The 22722-nt window shown below is 70.6% G+C and carries 30 protein-coding genes; 15 read left to right on the plus strand and 15 right to left on the minus strand.

Annotation, left to right across the window (positions count from 1 at the left end; genetic code table 11):
* Positions 1-43 precede the first annotated feature (43 nt).
* Positions 44-313 (plus strand): hypothetical protein, encoded by a 270-nt coding sequence (locus tag BKA15_RS00770; protein WP_179747701.1) that lies wholly within the window; start codon positions 44-46, stop codon positions 311-313.
* The gene (locus BKA15_RS00775) at positions 310-705 is read left to right on the plus strand and encodes a type II toxin-antitoxin system VapC family toxin (RefSeq protein WP_179747702.1); all 396 of its coding nucleotides are present in this window, start codon (positions 310-312) and stop codon (positions 703-705) included. Before BKA15_RS00770 ends, BKA15_RS00775 begins: the two co-directional genes overlap by 4 nt.
* A gap of 502 nt (positions 706-1207) precedes the next feature.
* Here BKA15_RS00775 and BKA15_RS00780 read toward each other — a convergent pair.
* The gene (locus BKA15_RS00780; protein ID WP_179747703.1) at positions 1208-2116 is read right to left on the minus strand and encodes a PPK2 family polyphosphate kinase; all 909 of its coding nucleotides are present in this window, start codon (positions 2114-2116) and stop codon (positions 1208-1210) included.
* A 55-nt stretch (positions 2117-2171) separates the two neighbouring features.
* Here BKA15_RS00780 and BKA15_RS00785 point away from each other — a divergent pair, with 55 nt between their 5' ends.
* Positions 2172-2933, plus strand: a complete 762-nt coding sequence (locus BKA15_RS00785; protein ID WP_179747704.1) for a dihydrofolate reductase family protein — start codon at positions 2172-2174, stop codon at positions 2931-2933.
* Here the strand turns inward: BKA15_RS00785 and BKA15_RS00790 are convergent.
* A complete protein-coding gene (locus BKA15_RS00790) occupies positions 2918-3325 on the minus strand; it encodes a VOC family protein (RefSeq protein ID WP_179747705.1) in 408 nt (135 codons plus the stop codon). The two genes, BKA15_RS00785 and BKA15_RS00790, sit on opposite strands and share 16 nt — an antisense overlap.
* Positions 3326-3490: 165 nt before the next feature.
* A complete protein-coding gene (locus BKA15_RS00795) occupies positions 3491-4576 on the minus strand; it encodes a DNA polymerase domain-containing protein (protein ID WP_179747706.1) in 1086 nt (361 codons plus the stop codon).
* Positions 4577-4704: 128 nt separating this feature from the next.
* Here BKA15_RS00795 and BKA15_RS00800 point away from each other — a divergent pair, with 128 nt between their 5' ends.
* Positions 4705-5226 (plus strand): hypothetical protein, encoded by a 522-nt coding sequence (locus BKA15_RS00800; RefSeq protein WP_179747707.1) that lies wholly within the window; start codon positions 4705-4707, stop codon positions 5224-5226.
* A gap of 319 nt (positions 5227-5545) precedes the next feature.
* Here BKA15_RS00800 and BKA15_RS00805 read toward each other — a convergent pair whose 3' ends face one another.
* A complete protein-coding gene (locus BKA15_RS00805) occupies positions 5546-6463 on the minus strand; it encodes a phosphotransferase family protein (protein WP_179747708.1) in 918 nt (305 codons plus the stop codon).
* A gap of 106 nt (positions 6464-6569) precedes the next feature.
* On the opposite strand from BKA15_RS00805, the gene msrB reads away from it, so the two are divergent.
* Genes msrB through BKA15_RS00820 form a run of 3 tightly spaced genes read left to right on the plus strand, consistent with a single transcriptional unit; the run spans position 6570 to position 8507 of the window.
* The gene (gene msrB / locus BKA15_RS00810) at positions 6570-7004 is read left to right on the plus strand and encodes a peptide-methionine (R)-S-oxide reductase MsrB (protein WP_179747709.1); all 435 of its coding nucleotides are present in this window, start codon (positions 6570-6572) and stop codon (positions 7002-7004) included.
* A gap of 50 nt (positions 7005-7054) precedes the next feature.
* The gene (locus BKA15_RS00815) at positions 7055-7981 is read left to right on the plus strand and encodes a TolB family protein (protein WP_179747710.1); all 927 of its coding nucleotides are present in this window, start codon (positions 7055-7057) and stop codon (positions 7979-7981) included.
* A gap of 43 nt (positions 7982-8024) precedes the next feature.
* On the plus strand, positions 8025-8507 hold the full coding sequence (locus BKA15_RS00820; RefSeq protein WP_179747711.1) for a 2,4'-dihydroxyacetophenone dioxygenase family protein: 483 nt from the start codon (positions 8025-8027) through the stop codon (positions 8505-8507).
* 6 nt (positions 8508-8513) lie between these two features.
* On the opposite strand, the gene hemQ is transcribed toward BKA15_RS00820, so the two are convergent.
* Genes hemQ through hemE form a run of 3 tightly spaced genes read right to left on the minus strand, consistent with a single transcriptional unit; the run spans position 8514 to position 11690 of the window.
* Positions 8514-9182 (minus strand): hydrogen peroxide-dependent heme synthase, encoded by a 669-nt coding sequence (hemQ, locus tag BKA15_RS00825; RefSeq protein WP_179747712.1) that lies wholly within the window; start codon positions 9180-9182, stop codon positions 8514-8516.
* The gene (hemG, locus tag BKA15_RS00830; RefSeq protein ID WP_246322238.1) at positions 9179-10615 is read right to left on the minus strand and encodes a protoporphyrinogen oxidase; all 1437 of its coding nucleotides are present in this window, start codon (positions 10613-10615) and stop codon (positions 9179-9181) included. The genes hemQ and hemG overlap by 4 nt, the downstream gene beginning before the upstream one ends.
* A 10-nt stretch (positions 10616-10625) precedes the next feature.
* Positions 10626-11690 (minus strand): uroporphyrinogen decarboxylase, encoded by a 1065-nt coding sequence (gene hemE / locus BKA15_RS00835; RefSeq protein ID WP_179747714.1) that lies wholly within the window; start codon positions 11688-11690, stop codon positions 10626-10628.
* A 107-nt stretch (positions 11691-11797) separates the two neighbouring features.
* Here hemE and BKA15_RS00840 point away from each other — a divergent pair, with 107 nt between their 5' ends.
* Together BKA15_RS00840 and BKA15_RS00845 are read left to right on the plus strand one after the other, a co-directional pair.
* Entirely contained in the window at positions 11798-12409 is a 612-nt protein-coding gene (locus tag BKA15_RS00840) for a DUF3000 domain-containing protein (RefSeq protein WP_179747715.1), read from the plus strand.
* Positions 12406-13689, plus strand: coding sequence for an HRDC domain-containing protein (locus BKA15_RS00845; protein ID WP_312878781.1), 1284 nt, complete (start codon positions 12406-12408; stop codon positions 13687-13689). Before BKA15_RS00840 ends, BKA15_RS00845 begins: the two co-directional genes overlap by 4 nt.
* An 8-nt stretch (positions 13690-13697) precedes the next feature.
* Here the strand turns inward: BKA15_RS00845 and BKA15_RS00850 are convergent, their stop codons facing one another.
* A complete protein-coding gene (locus BKA15_RS00850; protein ID WP_179747716.1) occupies positions 13698-14528 on the minus strand; it encodes an NAD(P)H-binding protein in 831 nt (276 codons plus the stop codon).
* A gap of 93 nt (positions 14529-14621) precedes the next feature.
* Here BKA15_RS00850 and BKA15_RS00855 point away from each other — a divergent pair, with 93 nt between their 5' ends.
* The 6 genes from BKA15_RS00855 to BKA15_RS00880 all read left to right on the plus strand — a co-directional run bounded on the left by BKA15_RS00855 (position 14622) and on the right by BKA15_RS00880 (position 18319).
* Positions 14622-15578, plus strand: a complete 957-nt coding sequence (locus BKA15_RS00855) for a helix-turn-helix transcriptional regulator (protein WP_179747717.1) — start codon at positions 14622-14624, stop codon at positions 15576-15578.
* A 286-nt stretch (positions 15579-15864) separates the two neighbouring features.
* Positions 15865-16623 (plus strand): tyrosine-type recombinase/integrase, encoded by a 759-nt coding sequence (locus tag BKA15_RS00860; RefSeq protein ID WP_179747718.1) that lies wholly within the window; start codon positions 15865-15867, stop codon positions 16621-16623.
* Entirely contained in the window at positions 16620-17156 is a 537-nt protein-coding gene (locus tag BKA15_RS00865) for a zinc metalloprotease (protein ID WP_179747719.1), read from the plus strand. Before BKA15_RS00860 ends, BKA15_RS00865 begins: the two co-directional genes overlap by 4 nt.
* Positions 17153-17401, plus strand: coding sequence for a hypothetical protein (locus BKA15_RS00870; RefSeq protein WP_179747720.1), 249 nt, complete (start codon positions 17153-17155; stop codon positions 17399-17401). The genes BKA15_RS00865 and BKA15_RS00870 overlap by 4 nt, the downstream gene beginning before the upstream one ends.
* A gap of 251 nt (positions 17402-17652) precedes the next feature.
* The gene (locus tag BKA15_RS00875; protein WP_179747721.1) at positions 17653-17796 is read left to right on the plus strand and encodes a hypothetical protein; all 144 of its coding nucleotides are present in this window, start codon (positions 17653-17655) and stop codon (positions 17794-17796) included.
* Between the two features lie 16 nt (positions 17797-17812).
* Positions 17813-18319: an Rv1352/Rv1906c domain-containing protein gene (locus BKA15_RS00880; protein ID WP_179747722.1), complete on the plus strand. Its 507-nt coding sequence runs from the start codon at positions 17813-17815 to the stop codon at positions 18317-18319.
* On the opposite strand, the gene BKA15_RS00885 is transcribed toward BKA15_RS00880, so the two are convergent.
* The 7 genes from BKA15_RS00885 to BKA15_RS00915 all read right to left on the minus strand — a co-directional run bounded on the left by BKA15_RS00885 (position 18316) and on the right by BKA15_RS00915 (position 22720).
* Positions 18316-18525: a hypothetical protein gene (locus BKA15_RS00885; protein ID WP_179747723.1), complete on the minus strand. Its 210-nt coding sequence runs from the start codon at positions 18523-18525 to the stop codon at positions 18316-18318. The genes BKA15_RS00880 and BKA15_RS00885 overlap by 4 nt on opposite strands.
* 118 nt (positions 18526-18643) lie before the next feature.
* Complete coding sequence (locus tag BKA15_RS00890) at positions 18644-19264, minus strand: hypothetical protein (protein ID WP_179747724.1); 621 nt, start codon at positions 19262-19264, stop codon at positions 18644-18646.
* Positions 19261-20631 (minus strand): glycosyltransferase, encoded by a 1371-nt coding sequence (locus BKA15_RS00895; RefSeq protein WP_179747725.1) that lies wholly within the window; start codon positions 20629-20631, stop codon positions 19261-19263. Before BKA15_RS00895 ends, BKA15_RS00890 begins: the two co-directional genes overlap by 4 nt.
* Positions 20628-20915 (minus strand): hypothetical protein, encoded by a 288-nt coding sequence (locus tag BKA15_RS00900; RefSeq protein WP_179747726.1) that lies wholly within the window; start codon positions 20913-20915, stop codon positions 20628-20630. The genes BKA15_RS00895 and BKA15_RS00900 overlap by 4 nt, the downstream gene beginning before the upstream one ends.
* A gap of 2 nt (positions 20916-20917) precedes the next feature.
* On the minus strand, positions 20918-21634 hold the full coding sequence (locus tag BKA15_RS00905; RefSeq protein ID WP_179747727.1) for a VldE C-terminal domain-containing protein: 717 nt from the start codon (positions 21632-21634) through the stop codon (positions 20918-20920).
* A 3-nt stretch (positions 21635-21637) separates the two neighbouring features.
* The gene (locus tag BKA15_RS36190) at positions 21638-21763 is read right to left on the minus strand and encodes a hypothetical protein (protein ID WP_281385181.1); all 126 of its coding nucleotides are present in this window, start codon (positions 21761-21763) and stop codon (positions 21638-21640) included.
* Between the two features lie 693 nt (positions 21764-22456).
* Complete coding sequence (locus BKA15_RS00915) at positions 22457-22720, minus strand: hypothetical protein (protein ID WP_179747728.1); 264 nt, start codon at positions 22718-22720, stop codon at positions 22457-22459.
* Positions 22721-22722 lie beyond the last annotated feature (2 nt).

The following is a 22722-nucleotide window of genomic DNA, read 5'->3' on the forward strand; positions in this document are numbered from 1 at the left end:
CGATTCGGGTGTAGCACCGACCCCACGGTGCTACACTCGGTGCGTGCCCACCGCTCGCCATCGGATCATGGTCACCGAGACCGACGAGGTCGCGGCCGCGATCGCGGTCGCCCGCGATCATTGGCCGGCCGAGTCCGACAGTCCGGCCCGACTGCTGCTGCGGCTCGTCCAGGCCGGCCGGAGGACCCTCGAGGACGAGGACCGGCTCGCGGTCGAGAATCGCCGGGCGAGGATTCGTGATCACGCCGGATCCGGCGCCGGCCTGTTCGGCCCGGATTACCTGGAGCGGCTGCGCGAGGACTGGCCGGAGTGATCGTCGTCGACGCGAGCGTCGTCATCGCCTATCTCGATCCCGCCGATGCCCATCACGGGCACGCCACGAGCCTGCTGGCCGAAGCGGCCAGGGAGGTCCTGGTCACCAGCCCGATCACGCTGGCCGAGGTGCTGGTCGGTCCGGCCCGGGCCGGGCAGGCGGACATGATCATGAATCGGCTCGAGCAGATCTCGATCGGCACCGTCGAGCTCCGTGGGGATGCGCCGCGGCGCCTGGCCCAGCTCCGGGCCGCCACCGGTCTGCGGATGCCGGACTGTTGCGTGCTGCTCGCCGCCGAACAGATCGCCGGCACGATCGCCACCTTCGACCGCCGACTGGCCGACCAGGCCGAGTCGCTCGGATTGCGTACCTACTCGTCCGCAGCGCCCTGAAAGCCCTCCACCGCCAAGCCCGCCCCCCACTCGCCCCGAGCCAACCCGTCGCCCGAATTGACCCAGCCGGCGGAGATCCCGGAGGAGGCCGTGGCCATCATGGCCGGGCGCAGTACGGCTCGGCGCGAAGGCGATCCTGCCGCGGGCCGAGCATGAGGCGGGAACGGCGGGGTGATCACTGAGAGACGATCTGACCTCGATTTCGGCGGATCCTGCGGGTCAAGCAGTCGGCTCGGTGTGGTCGAGGCAGCGATGATGAGGGGCAGTCGCAGTGGCCGGAGAGGTCGCGGTAGCCGGAGCGGCTGCGGGCGGGTCGGGTGTCGCCATTTCTCTTCGCGTCAGAGGGCGCAACGTTGTAATGGGCGGCAACGGTCCGTCAGCAGAGAAATCGCGACATCACGCGCTGGAATCAGTGGCCGGTGGTGGATCCGGGCTGCGCGGTCTGCCCCCTTCGACAGGCTCAGGACAGCGCTTCGACAGGCTCAGGGAACGTTTGTGGTGATCAGCTCTCGGCGAGCCGGCGCTGCTCCTCCGCGACGTCGAACTCGGCGGCCGGCCAGCCCAGGCCGAGGTCGCGCAGGTGCTCGGTGAGCAGCCGGGTGATCGCCCAGTTGCGGTACCACTTCCGGTCCGCCGGGATCACGTACCAGGGCGCGGTGTCGGGGTTGCAGCGGGTCAGTACGGCGGCGTACGCCTCGGTGTAGGCGTCCCACTTGGCGCGGGAGTCGAGGTCGCCCGGGTTGTACTTCCAGTACTTGGCCGGGTCGGTCAGCCGTTCGGTGAGGCGGGCCTTCTGCTCGTCCTTCGAGATCTGCAGGAAGCACTTGATCACCACCGTCCCGGTCTGCACCAGGTCGGCCTCCCAGGCGTTGATCTCGTCGTAGCGGGTCATGATCACGTCCTCGCCGGCCAGCTGGTTGACCCGGGCGATCAGCACGTCCTCGTACTGCGAACGGTCGAAGATCCCGATCATGCCCGGCGTCGGCAGCTCTCGCTCGATCCGCCACAGGAAGTGGTGCGCCAGCTCCTCCTCGGTGGGCGCCTTGAACGCCTTGATCGACGTCCCCTGCGGGTCGAGTTGCCCGATCACGTGCCGCAGCACGCCGCCCTTGCCCGACGTGTCCATCCCCTGCAGCACCAGCAGGACCCGCCGGGCCCGCTCCGGCTCCGCCCGGCCGGACGCGTACAGCCGTTCCTGCAGGTCGCTCAGTTCCGGGCTCAGCGCCGCGATCGCTGCCGGGGCGTCGGCCTTGTCGCCGTCGAACCCGGGTGTCGCCCGCGGGTCGAAGCCGGCCGGGTCGACCTCGCCGGCGGGCACCCGGAGCAGGTCGGCGAGGCGTTCGCCGTCCCGCAGCGTGACCGGGCCTGCGGGCTTCGCGGCCTTCTTCTTGGAGCCTTTGCTCTTCGCCATGCGGGCATTCTGCCCGATCCGCAGGCATCGCGGGGCCGGGTGAAAGGATGGCCGCGTGCGCCTCCTGTACGACGAGTCCGGCCGACCGCCGAAGGCCCTGACCGGGCCGGAGCTGGAACAGCTCTACGCCCACCCGGTCGGGCCGCAGGGTCGCTGGCTGCGGACCAACTTCGTCACCACCCTGGACGGTTCGATCTACGGACCGGACGGCCGCTCGGGCAGCATCAACACCGAGAGTGATCATCACCTGTTCGCGCTGCAACGCGCCCTGGCCGATGTGATCTTGGTCGGCGCCGGGACCGCGCGGGTGGAGGGCTACCGGGCCGCTGATCTTGCTCCCTGGCAGCGTGAGGTACGGCAGCGGCGCGGGCTGGCCGAGTTCCCGACGCTGGTGATCGTCACCGCCACCCTCGACCTCGATCCCATGATCGGCCGGGCCGACGGTGCGCCGAGCGGCCCGGTGATCATCGCGACGATCGATGATCATGACGCGGCGAGGATCTCGCCGTTCCGGGAGGCGGGCATCGAGGTCTGGCAGCTCGGCCGCGGCACGGTGCGGCTCGTCGAGCTGGTCGACCGGCTGGCCGGCCAGGGTTCGGGCCGGATCCTCTGCGAGGGCGGCCCGCGGCTGCACCACGGGCTGATCGCGGCGGGCCTGGTCGACGAGCTGGCGATCACGCTGGCGCCGACGGTCGTCGGCGGCGAGGGCCCGCGGACGGTGCACGGAGACTGGATCACTCCGGCTCCGGGCTACCGACCGGACAAGGTCCTGCTCGCCGACGACCAGACGCTGTTCCTCAGTTACGTCGCCGGCTGAGCGAACCGGGCCCGCTCGGCGGCCGACCCTTCAATACAGAACTCGTTGCCGGCCGGATCGGCCAGCTGCACGAAGCCGCTGCCATCGGGGTTCCGGTGGTCCGCGACCTGGGTCGCACCGAGTCGGAGGGCCCGCTGGACCGCCTCGTCCCGGGTCTCGTTCTCCGGTTCGAGATCGAGATGGACCCGGTTCTTCACGGTCTTGGGCTCCGGTACGGGAAGGAACAGGATCGCCGGGCCGCCGTCCGGCCCGATGATCACGGTCTCCGGGTCGTCCGGATGGTTCGGGTTGCCGGGTACGTCTCCGTACCCGAGCAGTTCGGCCCAGAACCTGCCGACGGCATAGTGGTCCGGCCCGGCGTCGAACGTGATCGTTCTGATCCTGACTGACATGCGAATCTCCTGGATTCAGGAGCGCGACCCGCCGCCGATCGTCAACGAGGCAAGGGAACGGCGGGGCTGCGCACGGTGATGGTGATCATGACTGGCGCACCTCCTTCCGTCCCGGGTGACGTGCCGTCCACTCTAGCCGGGCACCGCCCGGCCCGGCGAGGGGATTTACTTCTCGATCCGGTTGCCCTGCTCGTCCCAGTGCTCGGAGACCTTCTTGCTCGGCTGCACCCGCGGCGGTTCGCCCGGCATCTTCGGGTAGTCCGGCGGGTACGGCAGCTCGCCCAGACCATGATCACGTTCGTCGCGTTCGTACCACTCGAGAGCGGTGTCGATGCCGGCCGGTTCCGTTGCGTAGAAGGGCTTCCAGACATCACCGCGCTCCGCGAACCGGGTCCGCATCTTCGGCACCGTGAAGTCCTCGGGCGCCGCGTCGGGCAGCTCGTCCCAGGTCAGCGGCGCGGAGACCTGCGCGGTCGGCATCGGCCGGATCGAGTAGGCGGACGCGATGGTCCGGTCCCGCGCCATCTGGTTGAAGTCGATGAAGACCCGCTCACCGCGTTCCTCCTTCCACCAGTCGACGGTCACCTGCTTCGGCATCCGACGGGCCAGTTCGCGGCCGATCGCGATCACCGCGTGCCGGGCCTCGATGAACCCGTGGTCCGGCCGGATCGGGACGAACACATGCACGCCCCGCCCGCCGCTGGTCTTGCAGAACCCGGTCAGTCCGGCGTCGGCCAGCACCGACCGCAGTTCGGCCGCGGCGACCGCGGCGTCGGCGAAATCCGTGCCGGGCTGGGGATCCAGGTCGATCCGCAGCTGGTCCACCTTCTCGGTGTCGGCCCGGCTCACCGCCCAGGGGTGCCAGCGCAGCGTGCCCAGCTGGGCCATCCAGACGATCGTGGCCAATTCGGTGACACAGACCTGGGTCGCGGTCCGGCCGGACGGGAACGTGATCACCGCCGTCTCCACCCAGTCGGGCATCCCCTTCGCCGGCGCCCGCTTCTGGTAGAAGGCCTCACCGAACCGGCTCTCCCGGGTGCTCAGCTTCGCGTCCGGGCTGTATCCGCCCGGCCAGCGCTCCATGGTCACCGGCCGGTCCTGCAGCGCGGGCAGGAACCCATCGCCGACCGCGACCACGTAGTTGACGACATCGAGCTTGGTCAGCCCGACCTCGGGGAAGTAGATCTTGTCCGGGCTCGACACCCGGACCGTCCGCTCACCGATGCTCAACTCCGTCGCAGGCGTGGCCATGGCCACAGCATAGGAGGCCGGACCGTCAGCGCCCCGGACCAGGATCGGTCGGCACGGGACCTCAGGCGACGGTGCGACTCGTCCGCGCCGGACTGGACGAAGGCCCGGCAATCCGTTGAACTGGCCGGATGGAGAACCGACCGCCACCGCCGCATCCGGCCGACCCGCCGGCCGGTCCCTATCCCCCGCAGGGTCTCCAGCCGGGACAGGCTCCAGGACCACCCCCGTACCCGAACGCGCCGTACCCGAACGCGCCGCATCCGCAGAGCCGGGTCCAGCCGCCCGTGCCGTATCCGCCGCCCGTCCCTGCTCCCGCTCCCCCGGTCAAGCGGCGCCGGACGCGCACCCTCGGCGTGCTCGGCCTGATCATCGTGGTCCTCGCCACGGTGTTCACCTCCGCGGTCGGCCTCTGGCTGGTCGCGACCACGACGGGGCCGTTGGACGGCGACCCGAAGCCGGTCCCGCCGCTCGGGATCGGCCTGGCCGTCGGCGGCGTGATCATCGGCGTGGTCGGCTTCGTCCTCTCGATCGTCGCCACCGCGCAGGGCAGAGGCCGCGGCTTCGGCATCGCCGGGATCGTGGTCGGCGTGCTCGCGTATCCGATCATCGGGGTCGTCAGCGCCGGCGGCCTGCTCTACGCCTGGCGTTGATCGGGGAACCCGCCGCCGCGGCTAGAGCCTGTTGCGGTGACGTCGTCGAGCGGACGCCTTGACCGGCGATCCGGCCCGAAATGGAGGTCAACGCGTCCGCTGATTGAATGGGAAGTGGCACGCCCTCGCAGCTTGCTGTTGCTGCTGGATGGCGTCCACCTCACGACCCGACCGCTGTGATTTTCCGCCGCGACTGACCGGCCGAAACTCACTCCGGTCGTGTGCATCGAGCACGGGCAGGGCCTCAAGATCTTCGGCGATGGCGCCTACGGATGGAATTCTGCAACACCCTGAACACGCGGCCGGTTCTTCCCCGTCCCTAGAGCAACGCGCGCCAGCGGGACCGCTCCAGCAGCAGGGCGATGTACTCGTCGTTCGGATGACCGACCGCGTGATGACAGCAGTAGGCGAACAGGTAGAGGGGCAGGACGGTGTGTCGCTCCTCGTCCGGGAGGACCTCCCGCCCGTAGCCGTCGAGGAGCGCGTCCAGCGCCGGGTCGCCGTCCCACAACAGGACGCGGGCGAAATCCCAGCGAGGGTCGCCGACCTGCGCCTGACCGAGGTCGATGATCCCGCCGAAACCGTCCGGGCCGACGAGTACGTGGCCGCCCGAGAGGTCGCTGTGCAGCAGCCGACCGTCGGTCAGCTCGGCCAGCGCCGGGGCGGCCCTGGTGAGGCACCGGACCAGCCGGTCACCCGCCGATCGGTCCAGGAAGCCTCGGTCGACCAGCCACGCGACGCCGCGGTCCCGTGCCTCGTCCAGGTACGGACACCAGGCGGCCGCCGCTCCCCGAGCGGTCCCGGCCCGGGCCCGCAGCGGCCCGAAGCCGGGCAGCCGGATCTCGTGCAACCGGCGCAGTTCCGCGCCCGCTTCGGCCCAGCCGGCCCGGGTCGCCGGTTCCCTCGGGTCTCGGTCGGCCAGCGTCTCGCCCGGCAGCACCTCGGTGATCAGGCAGGTCGGATCGTCTGCGGCCGCGACCAACTCGGGAACGCGCAGGCCGGCCTCGCGGCAACGCCGGTGCGCCCAGGCTTCCGCCCGGATCGACTCCACGTCGTTGCGCCACTCCGGCCACTTGACCACGACGCGGCGGCCGTCGGGGAGTTCGGCGAACTTAGCGTCGGGACTCTCCGTCGGCCAGACCCGGACCGGTGCGGTGCCGAGCACCTGCCGGATCAGGTCGCGCGCCCTCCGTGCACCCGGCGTCCTCTGGTCGTACGGCAGTGGCACACCGGTCACGGTGCCAAACCGACGGCGCCGGCCGCCACCGGTTAACCGGCCCGGAATACCCTGGAGCGGGCCGCGGTTGACCGGGTGCGACACCCACGAGTGCGAGGAGGGCGACATGACGGAATCCGGACCGGCGAGCACGGTCGGCAAGGTGATCAAGTCCGAGGCCGAATGGAAGGCCCAGCTCTCGCCCGCCGAGTATCACGTACTCCGCCAGGCCGGCACCGAACGGGCGTTCACCGGCGAGTACACCGACACCAAGACCTCCGGCCTCTACCGCTGCCGGGCCTGTAACGCCGAACTGTTCCGCAGCGACACCAAGTTCGAGTCGCACTGCGGCTGGCCGTCGTTCTTCGCGCCGTTGGCCGAGGACCGGGTCCGCTACATCGAGGACGTCTCTCTCGGGATGCGGCGGGTGGAGGTCCGCTGCGCGGCCTGCGATTCCCATCTCGGCCACGTGTTCGAGGGCGAGGGTTACGACACCCCGACCGATCAGCGGTACTGCATCAACTCGATCAGCCTGACCCTGGAGCCCGACAGCGCCGACTGACCCCGGCGGCGCCGCCTGAGACCGGCGGCGGGCATGACATCCTGGTGCGCGTGACTCAAGATCAGGTTCACCGCGGCCGGACCCTTCGCCCCGGCCAGCGCGCCGAGCTCTGGATCGCCGAGCCGGCCGCGGGCCGGGTGCAGCGGATCGCCCAGTACACCGACCTGCTGATCGAGGCGCCGAACTGGCTCGCCGCCGACCGGCTGGTGGTGAACGGCGACGGCAGACTCTGGTCGGTCGACGTCGGATCCGGCGCGCTGAGCCCGATCCCGTTCGACGGGCTGCCGCCGATCAACAATGATCACGTACCGCATCCGGACGGGACGACGATCCTGCTCTCGGCCAACGACGGACAGCTCTACCGGGCGCCGTTGGCCGGTGGCCCCGCGACCAAGATCACCGACGATCCGGAGACGGCGCACTATCTGCACGGGGTGAGCCCGGACGGCTCGGAGTTGGCGTACGTCGAGCTTCCGCGCGGACAGTTCGGGGTGCCGGGCCGGCTAGCCGTGCTCCCGGTGACCGGCGGCGAGCGGCGCCTGATCGACGTCGGGGACGGCCACTGCGACGGGCCGGAGTATTCCCCGGACGGCGACTGGATCTTGATCAACTCCGAGTCGTTCACCGACGCCCCCGGGCACGCCCAGCTGGCCCGGATCCGTACCGACGGCACGGAATTCGAGCGGCTGCTCCGGTCCGAGCGGGTGGACTGGTTCCCGCATCTCGCACCACGCGGCGACCTGGCCTGCTACCTCAGCTTCCCCGCCGGGACCCTGGGCCATCCCGCCGACCAGCCGGTGGAGCTGCGGGTCGTCCGGACGCCCGACTGGGACGTCCCGATCATGGACCTCGCCCTGTTCGGCGGACAGGGAACGATCAACGTCAACAGCTGGGCGCCGGACGGCGAGCGGTTCGCGTTCGTCGCCTATCCCCTGGCCGCGGAACCGGCCAGCCAGGGCGTGGTGGTCCGCGCCTGATCACCATCGACGGCGGCGACTCTACCGCCGAGCAAGTAGATCCATGGAAGGCAACGTCAACCAGTATCTGCACGACATCGCGATTCCGGCGATCCCGGACGACCACCGGCTCTGGGTCGAGCAGGAACGCAACGTCTTCTTCCGCCCGCTGATGCTGAACACGGTGCTCGGCCAGTGGTGCAACCTGCTCAAGGTGACCCGGTCCGGCATCGTGTCCCGGCACCGCCATCCGGCCGCCGTCTTCGGGTACGTGATCAAGGGCACCTGGCACTACCACGAGCACGACTGGGTCGCCCGCGAAGGCCACTTCGTGTACGAGCCGCCGGGCGAGATCCACACGCTCGCCGTGCCGGAGGACTGCTCGGAAATGATCACGTTCTTCAACGTCACCGGCGCGATGATCTACGTCGACGCCGAGGGCCGGCAGACCGGCTACGAGGACGTCTGGACCAAGATCGAACTCTGCCGCGCGCATTACGCGAAGGTGGGGCTCGGCGCCGACTTCGTCGATCAGTTCATCCGCTGAGCAAGATCACCAGGCGGAGACGATCTCGGTCAGCTCGCGCCGCCGGCCGGTGAAGAACGGGATCTCCTCCCGCACGTGCAGCCGCGCCTTCGACTTGCGCAGGTCACGCATCAGGTCGACGATCCGGTGCAGCTCGTCGGCCTCGAAGGCCAGGATCCACTCGTAGTCGCCGAGCGCGAACGCGGCGACGGTGTTGGCCCGGACGTCCGGGTAGCCGCGCGCCTGCTGGCCGTGCTCGACCAGCATCGCCCGGCGTTCCTCGTCCGGCAGCACGTACCAGTCGTAGGAGCGGACGAACGGATAGACACACAGGTACGCCTTCGGGTCCTCGCCGGACATGAACGCCGGCACGTGCCCCTTGTTGAACTCGGCCGGCCGATGCAGCGCCACCTGGGACCAGACCGGCACCAGGCCGAGGTCGGACCGGCGCAGCGCGTGGTAGGCGTCCTGCACGGTCTCGATGTCCGGCGCGTGCCACCACACCATCAGGTCGGCGTCGGCCCGCAGCCCGGCGACGTCGTACCAGCCGCGGATCTCGAGATCGCGATCACCGACGGCCGCCGCCACCTGTTGCTCGACGTCGTTGGCCCGGGCCGGGCCGACCGGCTCGGGGGGACGGCGGAACACCGACCACATCGTGTAACGGATCGTCTCGTTGATCTCGCGTGCCTTCATGCCCTCGTCCCTGTCGATGATCGATCGTTCATGATCGTTTCCGCGGCGGCCAGCCCGCTGCCGATGCAGGCCGCGATCCCGACGCCGTCCAACAACGCGCCGCAGACGGCGAGGCCCGGCTGCGCGCCGACCGCCGCGCGCAACCGCCGGACCAGGTCGACGTGCCCGACCAGATACTGCGGCAGCCCGCCGCCGAACCGGGTCACCGCGTGCGTGATCAACTCGGTGCCCGCCCAGCCCGGCACCAGGTCCCGCGCCTCGGCGTACGTCCGGGCCGCCAGCCGCTCGTCGTCCAGCTGCAGCAGCCGTTCCTCACCGATCCGGCCGACGCTGGCCCGGATCACCGCGGCGCCGGCACCCCAGGCCGCGCGCGCCGCGTCGGCCACCCAGTCCCACTTGAACGAGGAGTGGGTGAACGCCTTGATCGTCGGCAGCTCCCCCGGTGGCACCAGCGCGCCCGACCCGTCGCCGGTGAACCCGCGGACCACCAGGGTGACCACCGCCATCGACGCGTACGGCACCCGGGCGACCTCCTCGACGACCGGGCCGGCCAGTCCGTCGAGCAGCCGGCTCAGCGGCGCGGCGGGCACCGCCAGGACGACGGAGTCCGCCTGCAGGACCTCGGCGCCCTGAGCCCGTCGAAGGGCCAGGGGAGAAGTCGTCGCCGCCCCGACCGTGAGCCGGTAGCCGGACCCGGCCCGCTCCAGGTCCCGTACGGTGGCACCGGTCCGCAGCTCGACCCCGGACCGTTCAAGATCAGCGACGAGCGCCGGCAGCAACCCGGAGACGCCGCCGGGCAGCCCGGCGAACACCGGTCCGCCGGCGACGCCGCTGCCCGCCGCGACCAGGTCCGCGGCATGCCCCAGCAGTGAACCACCGGCCCGGGCCCGCTCGTACAGGGCGCGGTTCACCGCTTCGAAGGACAGCTCCCGGGCCCGTCCCGCGTACACCCCGCCGAGCATCGGCTCCAGCAGCCGGTCGGTGACGGCCGGGCCGAAGCGGGCGTCGACGTACGCCCCGATCCCGATGTCGCCCGCCAACGCCGGGGCCGGCAGCTCCGGCTCCCGCCGGGCCCGAGCAAGATCATCGGGCTCCAGCAGCTCGGCCAGACCGTCCAGGTCGACCGGGATCCCCATCGCCTGCCGCGGCAGCGGCTGCAGCCGCCCCTTGATCAACAACTTCGAGGATGCGCCGGTCGGATGGACGATCGGCAGGCCCAGTTCCGCCACCAGCCGCACCGCCTCGGGGCGCCTGGCCAACAGGGATTCCGCTCCGCCGTCCAAGGAAACCCCGTCCGGTGCCACGGAGATGATCTTGCCGCCGAGTCGCGGCGCGGCCTCCAGGACCAGCACCGAGCGACCGGCCCCGGCCAGCGCGCGGGCAGCCGTCAGGCCGGCGACACCGCCGCCGACGACCACGACCCTGCCGTTCATGCGTTCAAGATCAATTCGTGCCGGCGAAGGCCGGGGCGGTGGCCCGCAGCGCGGGGCCCTCGGCATGCACCAGGTCCACGATCCGGCCCAGCACGGCCGGGTCCGCGGTGGGCGGGACGCCGTGGCCGAGGTTGAAGATGTGCCCGGGCGCCGCGGCACCGGAGGTGATCACGGCACGGACCCGGTCGGCCAGCACCGGCCAGGGCGCCGACAGCAGCGCCGGGTCCAGGTTGCCCTGCACGGCGTAGTCCGGCCCGATCCGGCGGCTCGCCTCGGCCAGCGGCACCCGCCAGTCCACGCCGACCACGTCGGCACCGGCCTCGCCGAACAACCGGAGCAGTTCACCGGTGCCGACCCCGAAGTGGATCCGGGGCACGTCGAACTCGGCCAGCTGGGTGAACACGCGCGCCGAGTGCGGCAGCACCGAGCGCTCGTAGTCGGCGGCGGACAGGCTGCCGGCCCAGGAGTCGAAGAGCTGGATCGCCGAGGCACCCGCCTCGATCTGCACCCGAAGGAACATGGCCGACAGGTCGGCCAGCCGGGTGCACAGCACGTCCCAGAGCGCCGGCTCGGAGACCATCAGCGCCTTGGTCTTGGCGTAGTCCTTGCTCGGCCCGCCCTCGATCAGGTAACTGGCCAGGGTGAACGGGGCGCCGGCGAAGCCGATCAGCGGGGTGCGGCCGAGTTCGCGGACCAGCTGGGTGACCGCCTCGCTGACGTACGAGACGTCGGCGGGTTCCAGCGGCCGCAGCCGGTCCAGGTCGGCCCGGCTGCGGATCGGTTCGGCGATCACCGGGCCGGTGCCGCTGACGATCTCCAGGTCGATCCCGATCGCCTTCAGCGGCACCATGATGTCGGAGTAGTAGATGGCGGCGTCGACCCCGTACCGACGCACCGGTTGCAGCGTGATCTCGGTGACCAGGTCGGGCCGGGCGCAGCTCTCCAGCATGCCGATGCCCGCCCGGACCTGGTGGTATTCGGGCAACGATCGACCGGCCTGCCGCATGAACCAGACCGGGACGCCGGTCTGCCGCCGGCGGCACGCCGCCAGGAATTCCGATTCCGTCGGGGACACGCTGGCATCTTGTCACGCCGCCGAAGACCGCGTGCGACCGCGTCCGGGCCGACCTTACGGCGCGTCGAAAACGGATCACCGGGGTGCGCTGACATAAGGTCACACACGTGGGAGCAAAGACGGAACCCGCCTCGTTGCCGGCCCCTTTCGGCCGCGCGGTGCAGGACCTCAGAGCGGCTTCGTGGCGCCCCGAACTCGTCGTCACCGAGATCGGTGCCCCGCAGCGTATCGCACCGTACGCGGTCGCGATCACGGCCGATGTGCTGAGCGGCGGCGAGGAGGTCGGCAGCGGCCGGCTGGTGCTGCTGCACGACCCGGCCGGCAATCCGGCCTGGGACGGCACGTTCCGCTGTGTCACCTTCGCCCGGGCCGACGTCGATCCGGAGATGGTCACCGATCCGCTGCTGGCCAAGGTCGGCTGGTCCTGGCTGATCGACGCCCTGCAGGCGCACCAGGCGGACTTCGGCGCGCCGAGCGGCACGGTCACCTCGGTGCACAGCGAGTCGTTCGGTGGGATGGAGGACGAACCGGCCCGCGCCGAGGTCGAGATCCGGGCCTCCTGGACGCCGCAGCTGGACGACGGTACCGGACTGTCCAGACATCTGGCTGCGTGGAGTGAACTACTCTGTACGACGGCGGGGCTGCCGCCCCTGCCCGCCGGTGTGGTGCCGATCCCGTCCCGGCGCAAGCCGCAGAATCGACCCTTACGGAGACGGTGACGACCACGACACCCGGCGCAGCCGGCCCGGCCCGACCCTTGTCGGACACCGACGGCGATCCGACGGACTCGCCCGACGTCACCGTACTCACCCGCCCTGCGGAGGGTGCGCCGCCGATCGTGGCGACACCGGACCGGCTCGAGGAAGCCATCGCGTCGCTGCGGTCAGGCTCCGGGCCGGTGGCGGTGGACGCCGAGCGGGCCAACGGCTTCCGGTACAGCCAGCGCGCCTATCTGATCCAGCTGCGCCGCGAGGGTTCCGGGACCTGGCTGATCGATCCGATCCCGTTCGGTGACCCGGCCGACCTGTCCCCCGTCGCGGACGCGATCACGGACGCCGAATGGGTGATTCACGCGGCGAGCCAGGACCTGCCCTGCCTGAACGAGGTACGGATGCTGCCGCGGCAGTTGTTCGACACCGAGCTGGCCGGTCGGCTGCTCGGCTACCCGCGGGTCGCCCTCGGCACCATGCTGGAGGAACTGTTCTCGATCCGGCTGCTCAAGGAGCATTCGGCGGCCGACTGGTCGACCCGACCGCTGCCCGCGGACTGGATCACCTATGCCGCGTTGGACGTGGAGTTGCTGGTCGGGCTGCGGGACCGGCTGGCCGAGCAGCTGGACGAAGCGGGCAAGAGCGAGTGGGCCCGGCAGGAGTTCGACGCGCTGATCGCCGGCGCCTCGGTGCCGCCGGAAGCCCGGCCCGACCCCTGGCGCCGTACCTCCGGCATCCACAAGGTCCGCAGCCGCCGCGGCCTGGCCGTCGTCCGGGCGCTCTGGCAGACCCGGGACGCGATCGCGGCCGAGCTGGACCGGGCGCCGGGCAAGGTGCTGACCGACCTGTCGATCGCCGAGGCCGCCGGCGACCAGTCCCTGACGCCGCGTTCGTTCCGCGGCATCGGCGGGTTCCGGCGCCGGCTCGCCCGCCAGTACGAGGCGGACTGGTCGGACGCCATCGCCGCCGCGCTGGCGCTGCCCGAGGCCGACCTGCCGCCGATGCACATCACCTCCGACGGGCCGCCGCAAGCCCGGCTCTGGGCGAGCCGCGATCCCGTCGCGGCGAAGCGGCTGGCCCGGGTCCGGGAGGCCCTGGCCAAGCGCGCCGCGGCCCTCGACCTGCCGGCCGAGAACCTGCTCACCCCCGAGTACGTCCGCCGGCTGGCCTGGCGGCCGCCCGAGCCGGTCAACGAGGAGGCCGTCGACGCCGCGCTGGCCGGCTACGGTGCCCGGGCCTGGCAGCGCGAGCTCGCCGTACCGCTGATCACTCCCCTGCTCACGCCCTGAGCCTCGGCTCAGGCGAACTCAGCGGCGTGCTCCCGGGCCCACTGCGCGAACGTCCGCGGCGGCCGGCCGGTGACCCGCTCGACCGTGGGCAGCGGGGTCCGCCCCACCCACGGTGTGGTCCGGCCCATCTCCAGGAAGAAGTCGATCGACTCCTGGTCCAGTCCCTGGTCCCGCCAGCCCGCGACCGCCTCCGCCTCGGTCAGCTCGACGTACTCGATGGTCCGGCCGAGCGCCTCGCCCAGCTGCCGGAGCTGTTCCCGCACGGTCAGCGCCTCCGGCCCGCTGAGCAGGTACGTCTGCGCGGCATGACCCTCCTCGATCAGCGCGGCCGCGGCCACTGCGGCGATGTCGTCCTCGTGGATGATCGCGCCGACGCTGTCGCCGAACGGTTCCCGGATCGGCTCGCCGGCCCGGACCGCCGGGGCCCACTGGCGGGCGTTGGCCATGAAACCGACCGGCGCGATGATCGTCCACGGCAGCGGCCCCGTCTGGACCGCGTCCTCCATCGGCCCGGAGTGCCCATTCTGCAGCAGCGTCACTCTGGTCACGCCGGCCTGTTCGGCCAGCCGGAGCAGCTCCGGCCCGGTGCCCAGCGCCGCCCCGCCGCCCGCTCCGCGCGGACCGTCGAAGCCGATCAGATGGGCCGCGGTCACCCCCTGGAGCGCGTCGCTCAGCGTGCTCGGAGCGGCCAGATCGCCGGCGACCCGCTCCACGGCCGCCGGCAGGTCTGCGGTCGCCGGGTCGCGGGTCAGCGCCCGTACCTGCTGCCCTCGGTCGAGCAGGGCACGGACCAGGCTGCGACCGACGGTCCCGGTCGCTCCGGCCACGAGAATCGTCATCGGGTGTCCTTTCTGTTCGTTCGGTTGTCCTGGTCCGGAGCCTAGAATCGATCGCGGAACGTTTCCTTCCGCGATCGGAACGAGAATCTGATCATGACGTCGACCTCGGCCCGGCTGCTGACCCTGCTCGGCCTGCTCGAGTCCTCCCGCGCCTGGAGCGGCCCCGAGTTGGCGGACCGGCTCGGCGTGACCACCCGTACGGTCCGTACCGACGTCGAGCGGCTCCGCGACCTCGGCTATCCGGTGCAGGCGGTCTCCGGAGTCGGCGGCGGCTATCGGCTCGGGGCCGGGGCCGTGCTGCCGCCCCTGCTGCTCGACGACGAGGAGGCGGTGGCGATCGTGCTCGGCCTGGTCGGCGTCGCCGACGGCTCGGTGACCGGGATCGAGGAGAGTTCGGTCCGGGCGTTGACGAAGCTGGACCGGATCCTGCCGCCCCGGCTGCGGGCCCGGGCCGCCGTGCTGCGGGACAGCACGACGACCGTGCGCCGGGCCGACCCGCGGATCGATCCCGCGACGATCACGGCGATCGCCAACGCCTGCCGGGACCACCAGGGCCTGCGCTTCGACTACACAACGGTCGAAGGGGTGACCGCGCTGCGCCGTGTCGACCCGCAGCGGCTCGTCCACCATCGCCGCTGGTATCTCGTCGGGTACGACACCGACCGGGACGACTGGCGGACGTTCCGGCTGGACCGGATCCGGCTGCGGACGCCCGGCGGGCCAAGGTTCCGGCCCCGGCCGGATCCGGACGGCGACGCGGCCACCTATCTGGCCAGGGTGTTCGGCGAGCACGCGCGGCGGGTCCAGGTCACCGTCACGCTCGAGGTGCCGGCCGCCGAGGTGATCGGCTGGATGCGGCCCGAGTGGGGCGAGGTGACGGCGATCGATGAGCGGAGCAGCCAGTTCCGGACCGCCGCCGACTCGTACGAACTGGCGGCGATCAGCATCGGGCTGATCGGCGTCCCGTTCCGGGTCGTCGAGCCGCCGTCGTTCGCCGACTACGTGCGCGCCATGGGGCAGCGGCTGCTCGACGCCGCCGAGGCGCCGTGACGTCAGCGTCGGCGCGCGACCCGCTGGGGAGCGGGATGGCTTGCCACGCCGTTGTTACTCGTGAGTACCTCCGTTGCCCTGTCCAGGTAACGAAGATTTCTTCGCTGCAAGCCGCTCGGCGCCGTAAACTTGATCTTTCCCCCTTGCGCAAGGTGGCCTGACCGTTCTCAAGATCACAAGGGGCTACCGAACAATGTCTGTTCTAGACGCATGGGCTGAGTACATGACCGCCACCGGGGCATCCCCCGCAACGGTCGCGACGCGGATCCGATCGATCCACTCGTTGATGAAGACAGCCGAAGTGACCAACCCGTTGACCCTGACACGGATGCACGTGCTCACCTGGCTGGCCAGGCCGCGGAAGCCGTGGACGAAGGTCACCTACTGGCGAAGCTTGCGGGCGTTCGATCAGTGGTTGACAGAGTTTGATCTTGGGGATCTTCAACTGACGAAGGGAATCCCGCGTCCGAAGATCCCCGATCCGATCGCGCGGCCGATCACCGATGAGGCGGTGAACGCGCTACTCAAGGCGAGGTTGTCGCGGCGGGCTGCGGCGTACGTCCGGCTGGCGCTGTTCCAGGCGTTGCGGGTTCACGAGATCGCGAAGATCCGCGGTGAGGAACTCGACCTGGCCGCTGGCTGGCAGACCGTGGCCGGGAAGGGCGGGGTCGTGAAGCCGATCCCGATCCATCCGGAGATCGAGAAGCTGGCCGAGTCAATGCCGGAGTACGGGTGGTGGTTCCCGTCGCCGATCCGGACGAATGATCATGTGTCGGCGGTGACGGTGTCGCAGACGGTCGGGAACGCGTTGCGCTCGGTGGGCTGCCGGGCGACGGCGCACCAGCTGCGGGACACGGGGGCTACTCGGTTCCAGCGGCAGGTGAAGGACATCCGAGTCACTCAGGCGTACCTGCGGCACAAGTCGTTGGCGTCCTCGATGAAGTACACCGAGGTCGACAACGTCACGTTGTTGAACGGGGTCCGTGCGTTGCATTGGAACCCGATCGTTGGGGATATCCATCCTGTGGAAGGGAAAGCGTCATGATCAACAGCACGGTGTCGCGGCGGGGGCTGCTCGGCCTGATCGGGGTCGGTGTGGTCGCCGGGCTGGTTGGGGTTGAGCAGGCGCACGCTGCCGGCGTAGCGCGGTGGAACCGGACGACGGTCCACGTTGAGAACCTGCTCGGGTCGGCGTGGCCGGTCCGGGCCGCGGCCGAGGCTTGGGACGACTCGTCCGCGTTGGACCTGGTCGCGGTCGAGGGGCCGGCGCCGATCCGGGGGACGTCGATCATCACGGTGAAGTGGGGCCAGCTGCCGACCGGGACGTTGGGGTACTGCTCGACGTCGAAGGATGGTTACGGCCGGTACAAGCGGGCGGTAATCACGATCAACGACAGGATCGTGAAGTCGTACCCGTACCAGTTGAAGGTGATGTTGGTGCGGCACGAGATCGGGCACGCGCTCGGCTTCAACCACACGACGAAGCGGGACGTGATGAACCAGTCGATCAACAGCGCGGGGTCGCCGCTGCTCGGCTACTACCACCTGGACACCCTGCGACGGGTGTACGGGTCATGAGCGCCGAGACGGAGGCAGAGGACCTGACCAAGCTCGATGCGCTGGAGTTGTCACAGCGGCTGCAGTTGGCGCGGATCGATCGGGACGGGTGGGCCACGTCCGTGGCTGACTTCGCGCTGGACGGCAACGAGGATCTGCTGCCGTTCGCCCTGGCCCACTATGCCGAGGCGAAGACCGCCGAGGCGGTGTTGGCCGCCGAGAACTCTCGGCGGTGCGACGAGTACCGGCGGCAGGGCCTGATCTAGAACGACGCTCGGCGGGAGGGGTGGAGCCCTCCCGCCGAGCTACCCCGGTCCGGACTCCCCCGGCCGGGGCCAACCGACCGACTTACGAGGAGTCGATCAGCCATGCATCACCCTACCGATGACCCGAGAGAGGTACGGGCCTTCTGCACCAACTGCGGCAGGTCCCTGCCCGATAGCCGGGTCGCCCGCTGGAACAGATGGTTCTGTGACGAAGGGTGCGCCCGGTACTGGCAGGACAGGAAGGGCCGGCGGTGATCCCGCGACGGCGCCGGCCGGGCGACGATCCCCGACCCCGGCAGATCGATTGGGGTCTGCTGCTGCTGCTCATCATCGCGATCGAGTTGGCCGCCTGCCTGATCACGTTCGCGCTGATCTTGATCAACACCACCAACTGAGAGGAACCAACCAGAGATGTCAACCATGATCCCGCCGCCGCCGCAGCAGTTCGTCCAGCCGCCGAAGCGGAAGCGGTTCGGGTGGCTCGCGCTGATCATCGCCGTGGCGTGCTCGCTGGCTGTCGGGTCGTGCACGGGCGCGTTGGCCCGCGGCGGCAGCGGTACGGCCGGCGTGCCGGCGCCCACCGTGACTAAGACGGTAACGGCCAAGGCTGCACCGGCCGAGAAGCCCGCCGAGGAGGAGAAGCCGACCGAGCCGGCCGAGGAACCGGAGGAACCGGCCGGGCTCGCTGACGGCACGTACGAAGTCGGCGTCGACGTCGAGCCGGGCCGGTACAAGACCGTGGTCCCGGACGACTCGTTCGGCTGCTACTGGGCCCGACTGAAGGACGACAGCGGCGAGTTCGAGGCGATCATCGCGAACGAGAACGGCGAGCCGGGATCGCGCATGTCCGTGACGATCAAGAAGTCTGACGGGTTCTTCGAGTCGCGCAACTGCGGCGAGTGGAAGCGGTCGGACTAGGCCGACTCGGCGGCGTAGATCGCGTCACCGATCGAGGTCCCGAACGGCACGAACGCGACCCGCATCGTTCGGCGCCCGACCCGTAGTTGGTCGGCCTCGTCGCTCGACGCGCAGGGGATGGTCTCGTCGTCGTCGTACGCGATCCACACCCCACCGCGGGGGCCGCTGTCGACGTGGCCCCGGTACCGTCCCGCATCGGTCGTCATCTGGCCAGTGTGCCGGTAGAGTCCGGCCCGTGTCGACACCGTGAGGTTGGGCTTTCCGCAGGGCCCGGCTGCACGTCGAAGCCGCCCCATCCTCACAGGTGGGGCGGCTTCACCTTTGTCACATCGGTACCGGGTCGGTCGTCCAGGTGGTTGGGCGGCCGACCCGGTACGCACGTCTGGGCGCCAGCCGTTGGATCAGCCGCGGGATCGTCGAGGGCCCGTCGGCGTGATCGACCAGGGACGGCCAGGTGTAGGCGACCGAGTGGCCGGCGGTCTCGGCCCACCGGGAGATCCGTTCGTCGTACGGCCGGCTGATCCGGCGGACCGCGGCCAGCATGTCGCCGATCAGGTCGGTCCGGATCGCGACGGCCACGCCCCAGTACAGCCGGGGCGCGGTGATCCACGCCGAGCCGGTGTCGTTGGCTGCGGCCATGGCGCGGCGGGCCGGCTGGACGGTGGCCGGCGGGTAGTTCGTGCCGAGGTAGAACGAGACGACCGGGGCGGGTGCGGCGGCGAGCGCGGCCGGGGCCTGGCGGGCGATGTCCGCGACCGGCAGTGCGTCGTCCTGCATCACCACGTGCCAGGCCGCGGCGGGGTCGTAGGCGGCCCAGCAGCGGTCACCGTTGGCGTTCTCCCCGACCTGGTCTTCGTCGAGCCACAACCGGCCGCCGAGCGCCCACGCGAGCGCGGTTGCTTCCCTCGACCGCGACGGGTGCCCCATCACGGCCCAGCTGATCATGCCGGTACCGCCGCGTTGCGGGCCCGCCACGCTGCGTACCGGGGATCGTCGGTGAACTTGTCCCGGCCGTACAGCCGGTTGAACAGGTCCACCTGACCCCATGTCAGCGCGTCGCGGTCGGTCGAGCTCGCGCTGCTGCGGAGGGTGGCCGATACCAGGTGCCGGACCCGGGCGGCCGGGACGATCATCGGGTCCACGCCGGCCGCGACGCACTGTTCGAGCACGGCGTCGTCGCAGCACCAGAACCGCAGCCGTTCGTCGAACCCGCCGATCTGCTGCCACAGCTTCCGGGTGATCATGTAGCACCAGCCGGACAGGTGGCGGCCGTTGACGCGGCCGGTCTCGTTCCCGTCGAGGTCCCGCTGCCGGTGATCGCCGGGGTTCAGCGGGGACACGATCGGGTGGCCGGCGGCGAGCAGCTGGTGCAGCCAGCCGTCCTCGAAGACCAGGTCGTTGTTCGCGATCATGATCCACTCGGCCGAGCCGAGCCGGGCGCCGCGGTTGGCGAACTCGTTGAAGCCGAACGGTTCGGGCGCGTGCACGGTCTCGGCGCGCTGGTACCGGACCTGCTGCTGCTCGAGCACGATCACCCGCACCGGCAGGGTGTTGGCGCCGGCGAGACAGGTATCGATCGTGTGCTGCGTCATCCGGCGCAGCCGAGCACCGGTGGCGTTCGACAACACCACGACGTCGACGATCGGCGGCTGGTCGGGCCGGGTCCGGATCACGCCGCGGCGGTGCTGCTGCGTCTCGGTGGTCTCGTCGCTGTAGTCGTAGTGGTACAGCACCCGGTCGATCGCGTGCTCGGTCCGCAGGTGTGGCAGCAGCAGCCGGGAGTATGCCGAGTCCTCGCCCCTGATCAGGTTCGGGAACGTCGCCTGCAGCGCGACCTCGCGCCGGATGCAGCAGATGTGGTTCGGCAGCCGCCGGTACTCGGTCGGGGTGTTCAGGTCCCGCCCGAACGCCTTCGAGTACCGGCAGATCTTCGGCGGGCCGCCGTTGATCGTCACGGACGCCAGGAACGTGATCACGTCGACCCCGGGGTTGGCGTCGATCGCGGCAAGCACCGACGTGATCAGGTCGGGTTCGATCCGGTCGTCGTCGTCGATGAACTGGACGTACTCGCCCCGGGCGGCGTCGACCATGACGTTGCGTTTCTCGCCGAGCATCATGGCCTTGTTGTCGGTCAGGATCATGATCTCGACCCGGGCCCGGTCGGCTTCCGGCAGCGCGTCGTACTGGGGCCAGATCTGGTCTTGGATCGCCCGGCCGAACGTGCGGTAGCGGGTGTTGGTCGAGCAGGTCAGCAGGGATAGCGCGACGCCGCCCGCGGGGGTGCGGGCGGCGTCGCTGGGCGTGCTGGTCATGCCTCAGCCGGTGGGTCGAGGTCGACGTCGCGGACGGTGCCGGGCGTCGCTTCCTGCCGGCCCTGGCGCAGCGCTGCCCGCTCGCGGGACCGCGCCCTGGCTTCCGGCGTCACCCACTGCCGGGTGATCAGCGCGATAATCAGCAGGCCGACCGGGCCGATGGCGGCCATGATCGCGTCCTGCTGGTCCTGCGTGAGCGGCAGGTTGAACGCCACCAGGACGCCGAGCACCGCGGCAACCGCCGCGCCGATGACTCCGAGGATGACTGCGGGTTCCTTGTTCATGATCAACTCCTCACCTTGAATCCGTTCCGTTTGCCGAGCCGCTCGAGTGACTTCCGGCCGGGGATGCCGTCGGAGTCCTTCCCGCGGTAGCTGCCGCCGGCCTTGGACTCCTGCCACTTCGAGTACGCCTTGACCGTGAGCGACCCGAACGACCCGTCGCGGGCGTACCGGGCCGACAGCAGACCCTCGGCCTTCAGCGCGGCCTCGACGATCTTCACGTCGTCGGCGGCGCCCGGCGTGGTGCCTCCCTGCTTGCGGTCGGTGTCGCGTTCCGCAGCCTCGATCAGCTGCGACAGATCCACGACCTTGACCGCGGATCCGCCGCCACCGCCGGCGACCGGCGGCGCCACGTACGCGCCGGTGCCGAAGAACACGTGCACGTGATCTTCGTGCTTGCTCGCCCCGCGGTAGTCCTCCCACCGGCCAGACTTCCCAGGGCTGGTCGACCGAATGTGCTCGTCCCAGATGACCCACTTGACGCCGAGCCGCTTCCGGTTCTTCCACAGGTAGCTGGCAATCAGGTTGCCGACGACCATCCCGAGCCCGGGTCCGGTGATCATGAAGTCCAGCGCACGGCCGGTCGGGTGTTCGGAGCCGGACGACCCCATGCCCCAGATCCGGGTCAGCTTGTAGCCCTTGCTGGCCACGTAGTCGACGATCTCTTCGGCCCGCGATCGGGTGGCCTTGGTGACCTTGCCCATCTTGTCGTAGACGCCCATGGCTCAGGCCTCGTCTTCCTCGTCCGGGTCGTCCTCGCCCGACTCGGGGTCGTGGTCCAGGTCTTCGTCCTCGGGGGTGACGTCGCCTTCGTCGGGCATCACGTCGTCGTCGTGATCGTGCTCGGTCATCGGGTTTCCTCTCCGGTTGGTGGTGGCGGGGTGACCGTCACCGTTTCGGTGGGGCCTGGTGCCGGCTGGCACGGGCCCGCGTCTTCGGTGGTGCCGTCGGTGTAGGTGATGCGCCAGCGGCCGTCCAGGCACTTGGTGCCGTCCTCGGCGATGCCGCGGCCCGGTGGGCCCGGGCTGCCGGGCGCGCCGTCTTCGCCGTCCTGGCCGTCTTTCCCGGGTGGTCCGGGCTCCCCGGTCGGGCCGGGCGGCCCCGGGCTGCCAGGGGCGCCGTCCTGCCCGTCCTGGCCGTCCTCACCGGGGGGCCCTGGCACAGTCGAATCCGCACCGGGTACGCCAGGTGGCCCACTCGGCCCAGAGTCGCCATCTGGACCAGGCTTCCCCGGCGCCCCGGGTTTTCCCGGCGGCCCCGATGGGCCGGGCGAACCGTCCTCGCCGGGCTCCCCGGGCGGCCCTGGCGGTCCCGGCGGACCGGACGGACCAGCAGGGCCAACCATCGGGGGCGCCGGCGGAGTCGGCGGCGGCTCAACAGGTTGCTCGCCGGCCGCCCTGAGCCGGTCGTTCGCCTCGGTGATCGTTCGTCCCTGCGCCTCGATCGCACGGGCCTGAGCGTCGAGCCGGAACCACATCGTGGCCAGCAGCGCCAGCAAGATCAACGACGCGGCGGCCGCCACCACGCCCATGATCACCGACGCCCTAGGCGTCAACAGAACTTTCGGCATCGTCGTCACTCCCCGGGGTGGAGTCCTGGCCGGCGATCGTCCGGAGGTAGCGCCGGACCCGCGGCGGCAAGAGATCGAGCGCGCCCTTGGACTCGAGCGTGTCGAAGATGATCAGCAGCATCGAACGGTCCGTGGTGCGGCTGGCCGTAGCTTTCTGATACGAAGCCAGCGCCGCGATCACACCGGCGGCAGCACCGCCGAGACCGACGACCAGCCCCGTCAGCAATGTCAGGTCCACCC

It is taken from the genome of Microlunatus parietis (genome assembly GCF_013407955.1).
GTDB lineage: Bacteria > Actinomycetota > Actinomycetes > Propionibacteriales > Propionibacteriaceae > Microlunatus > Microlunatus parietis.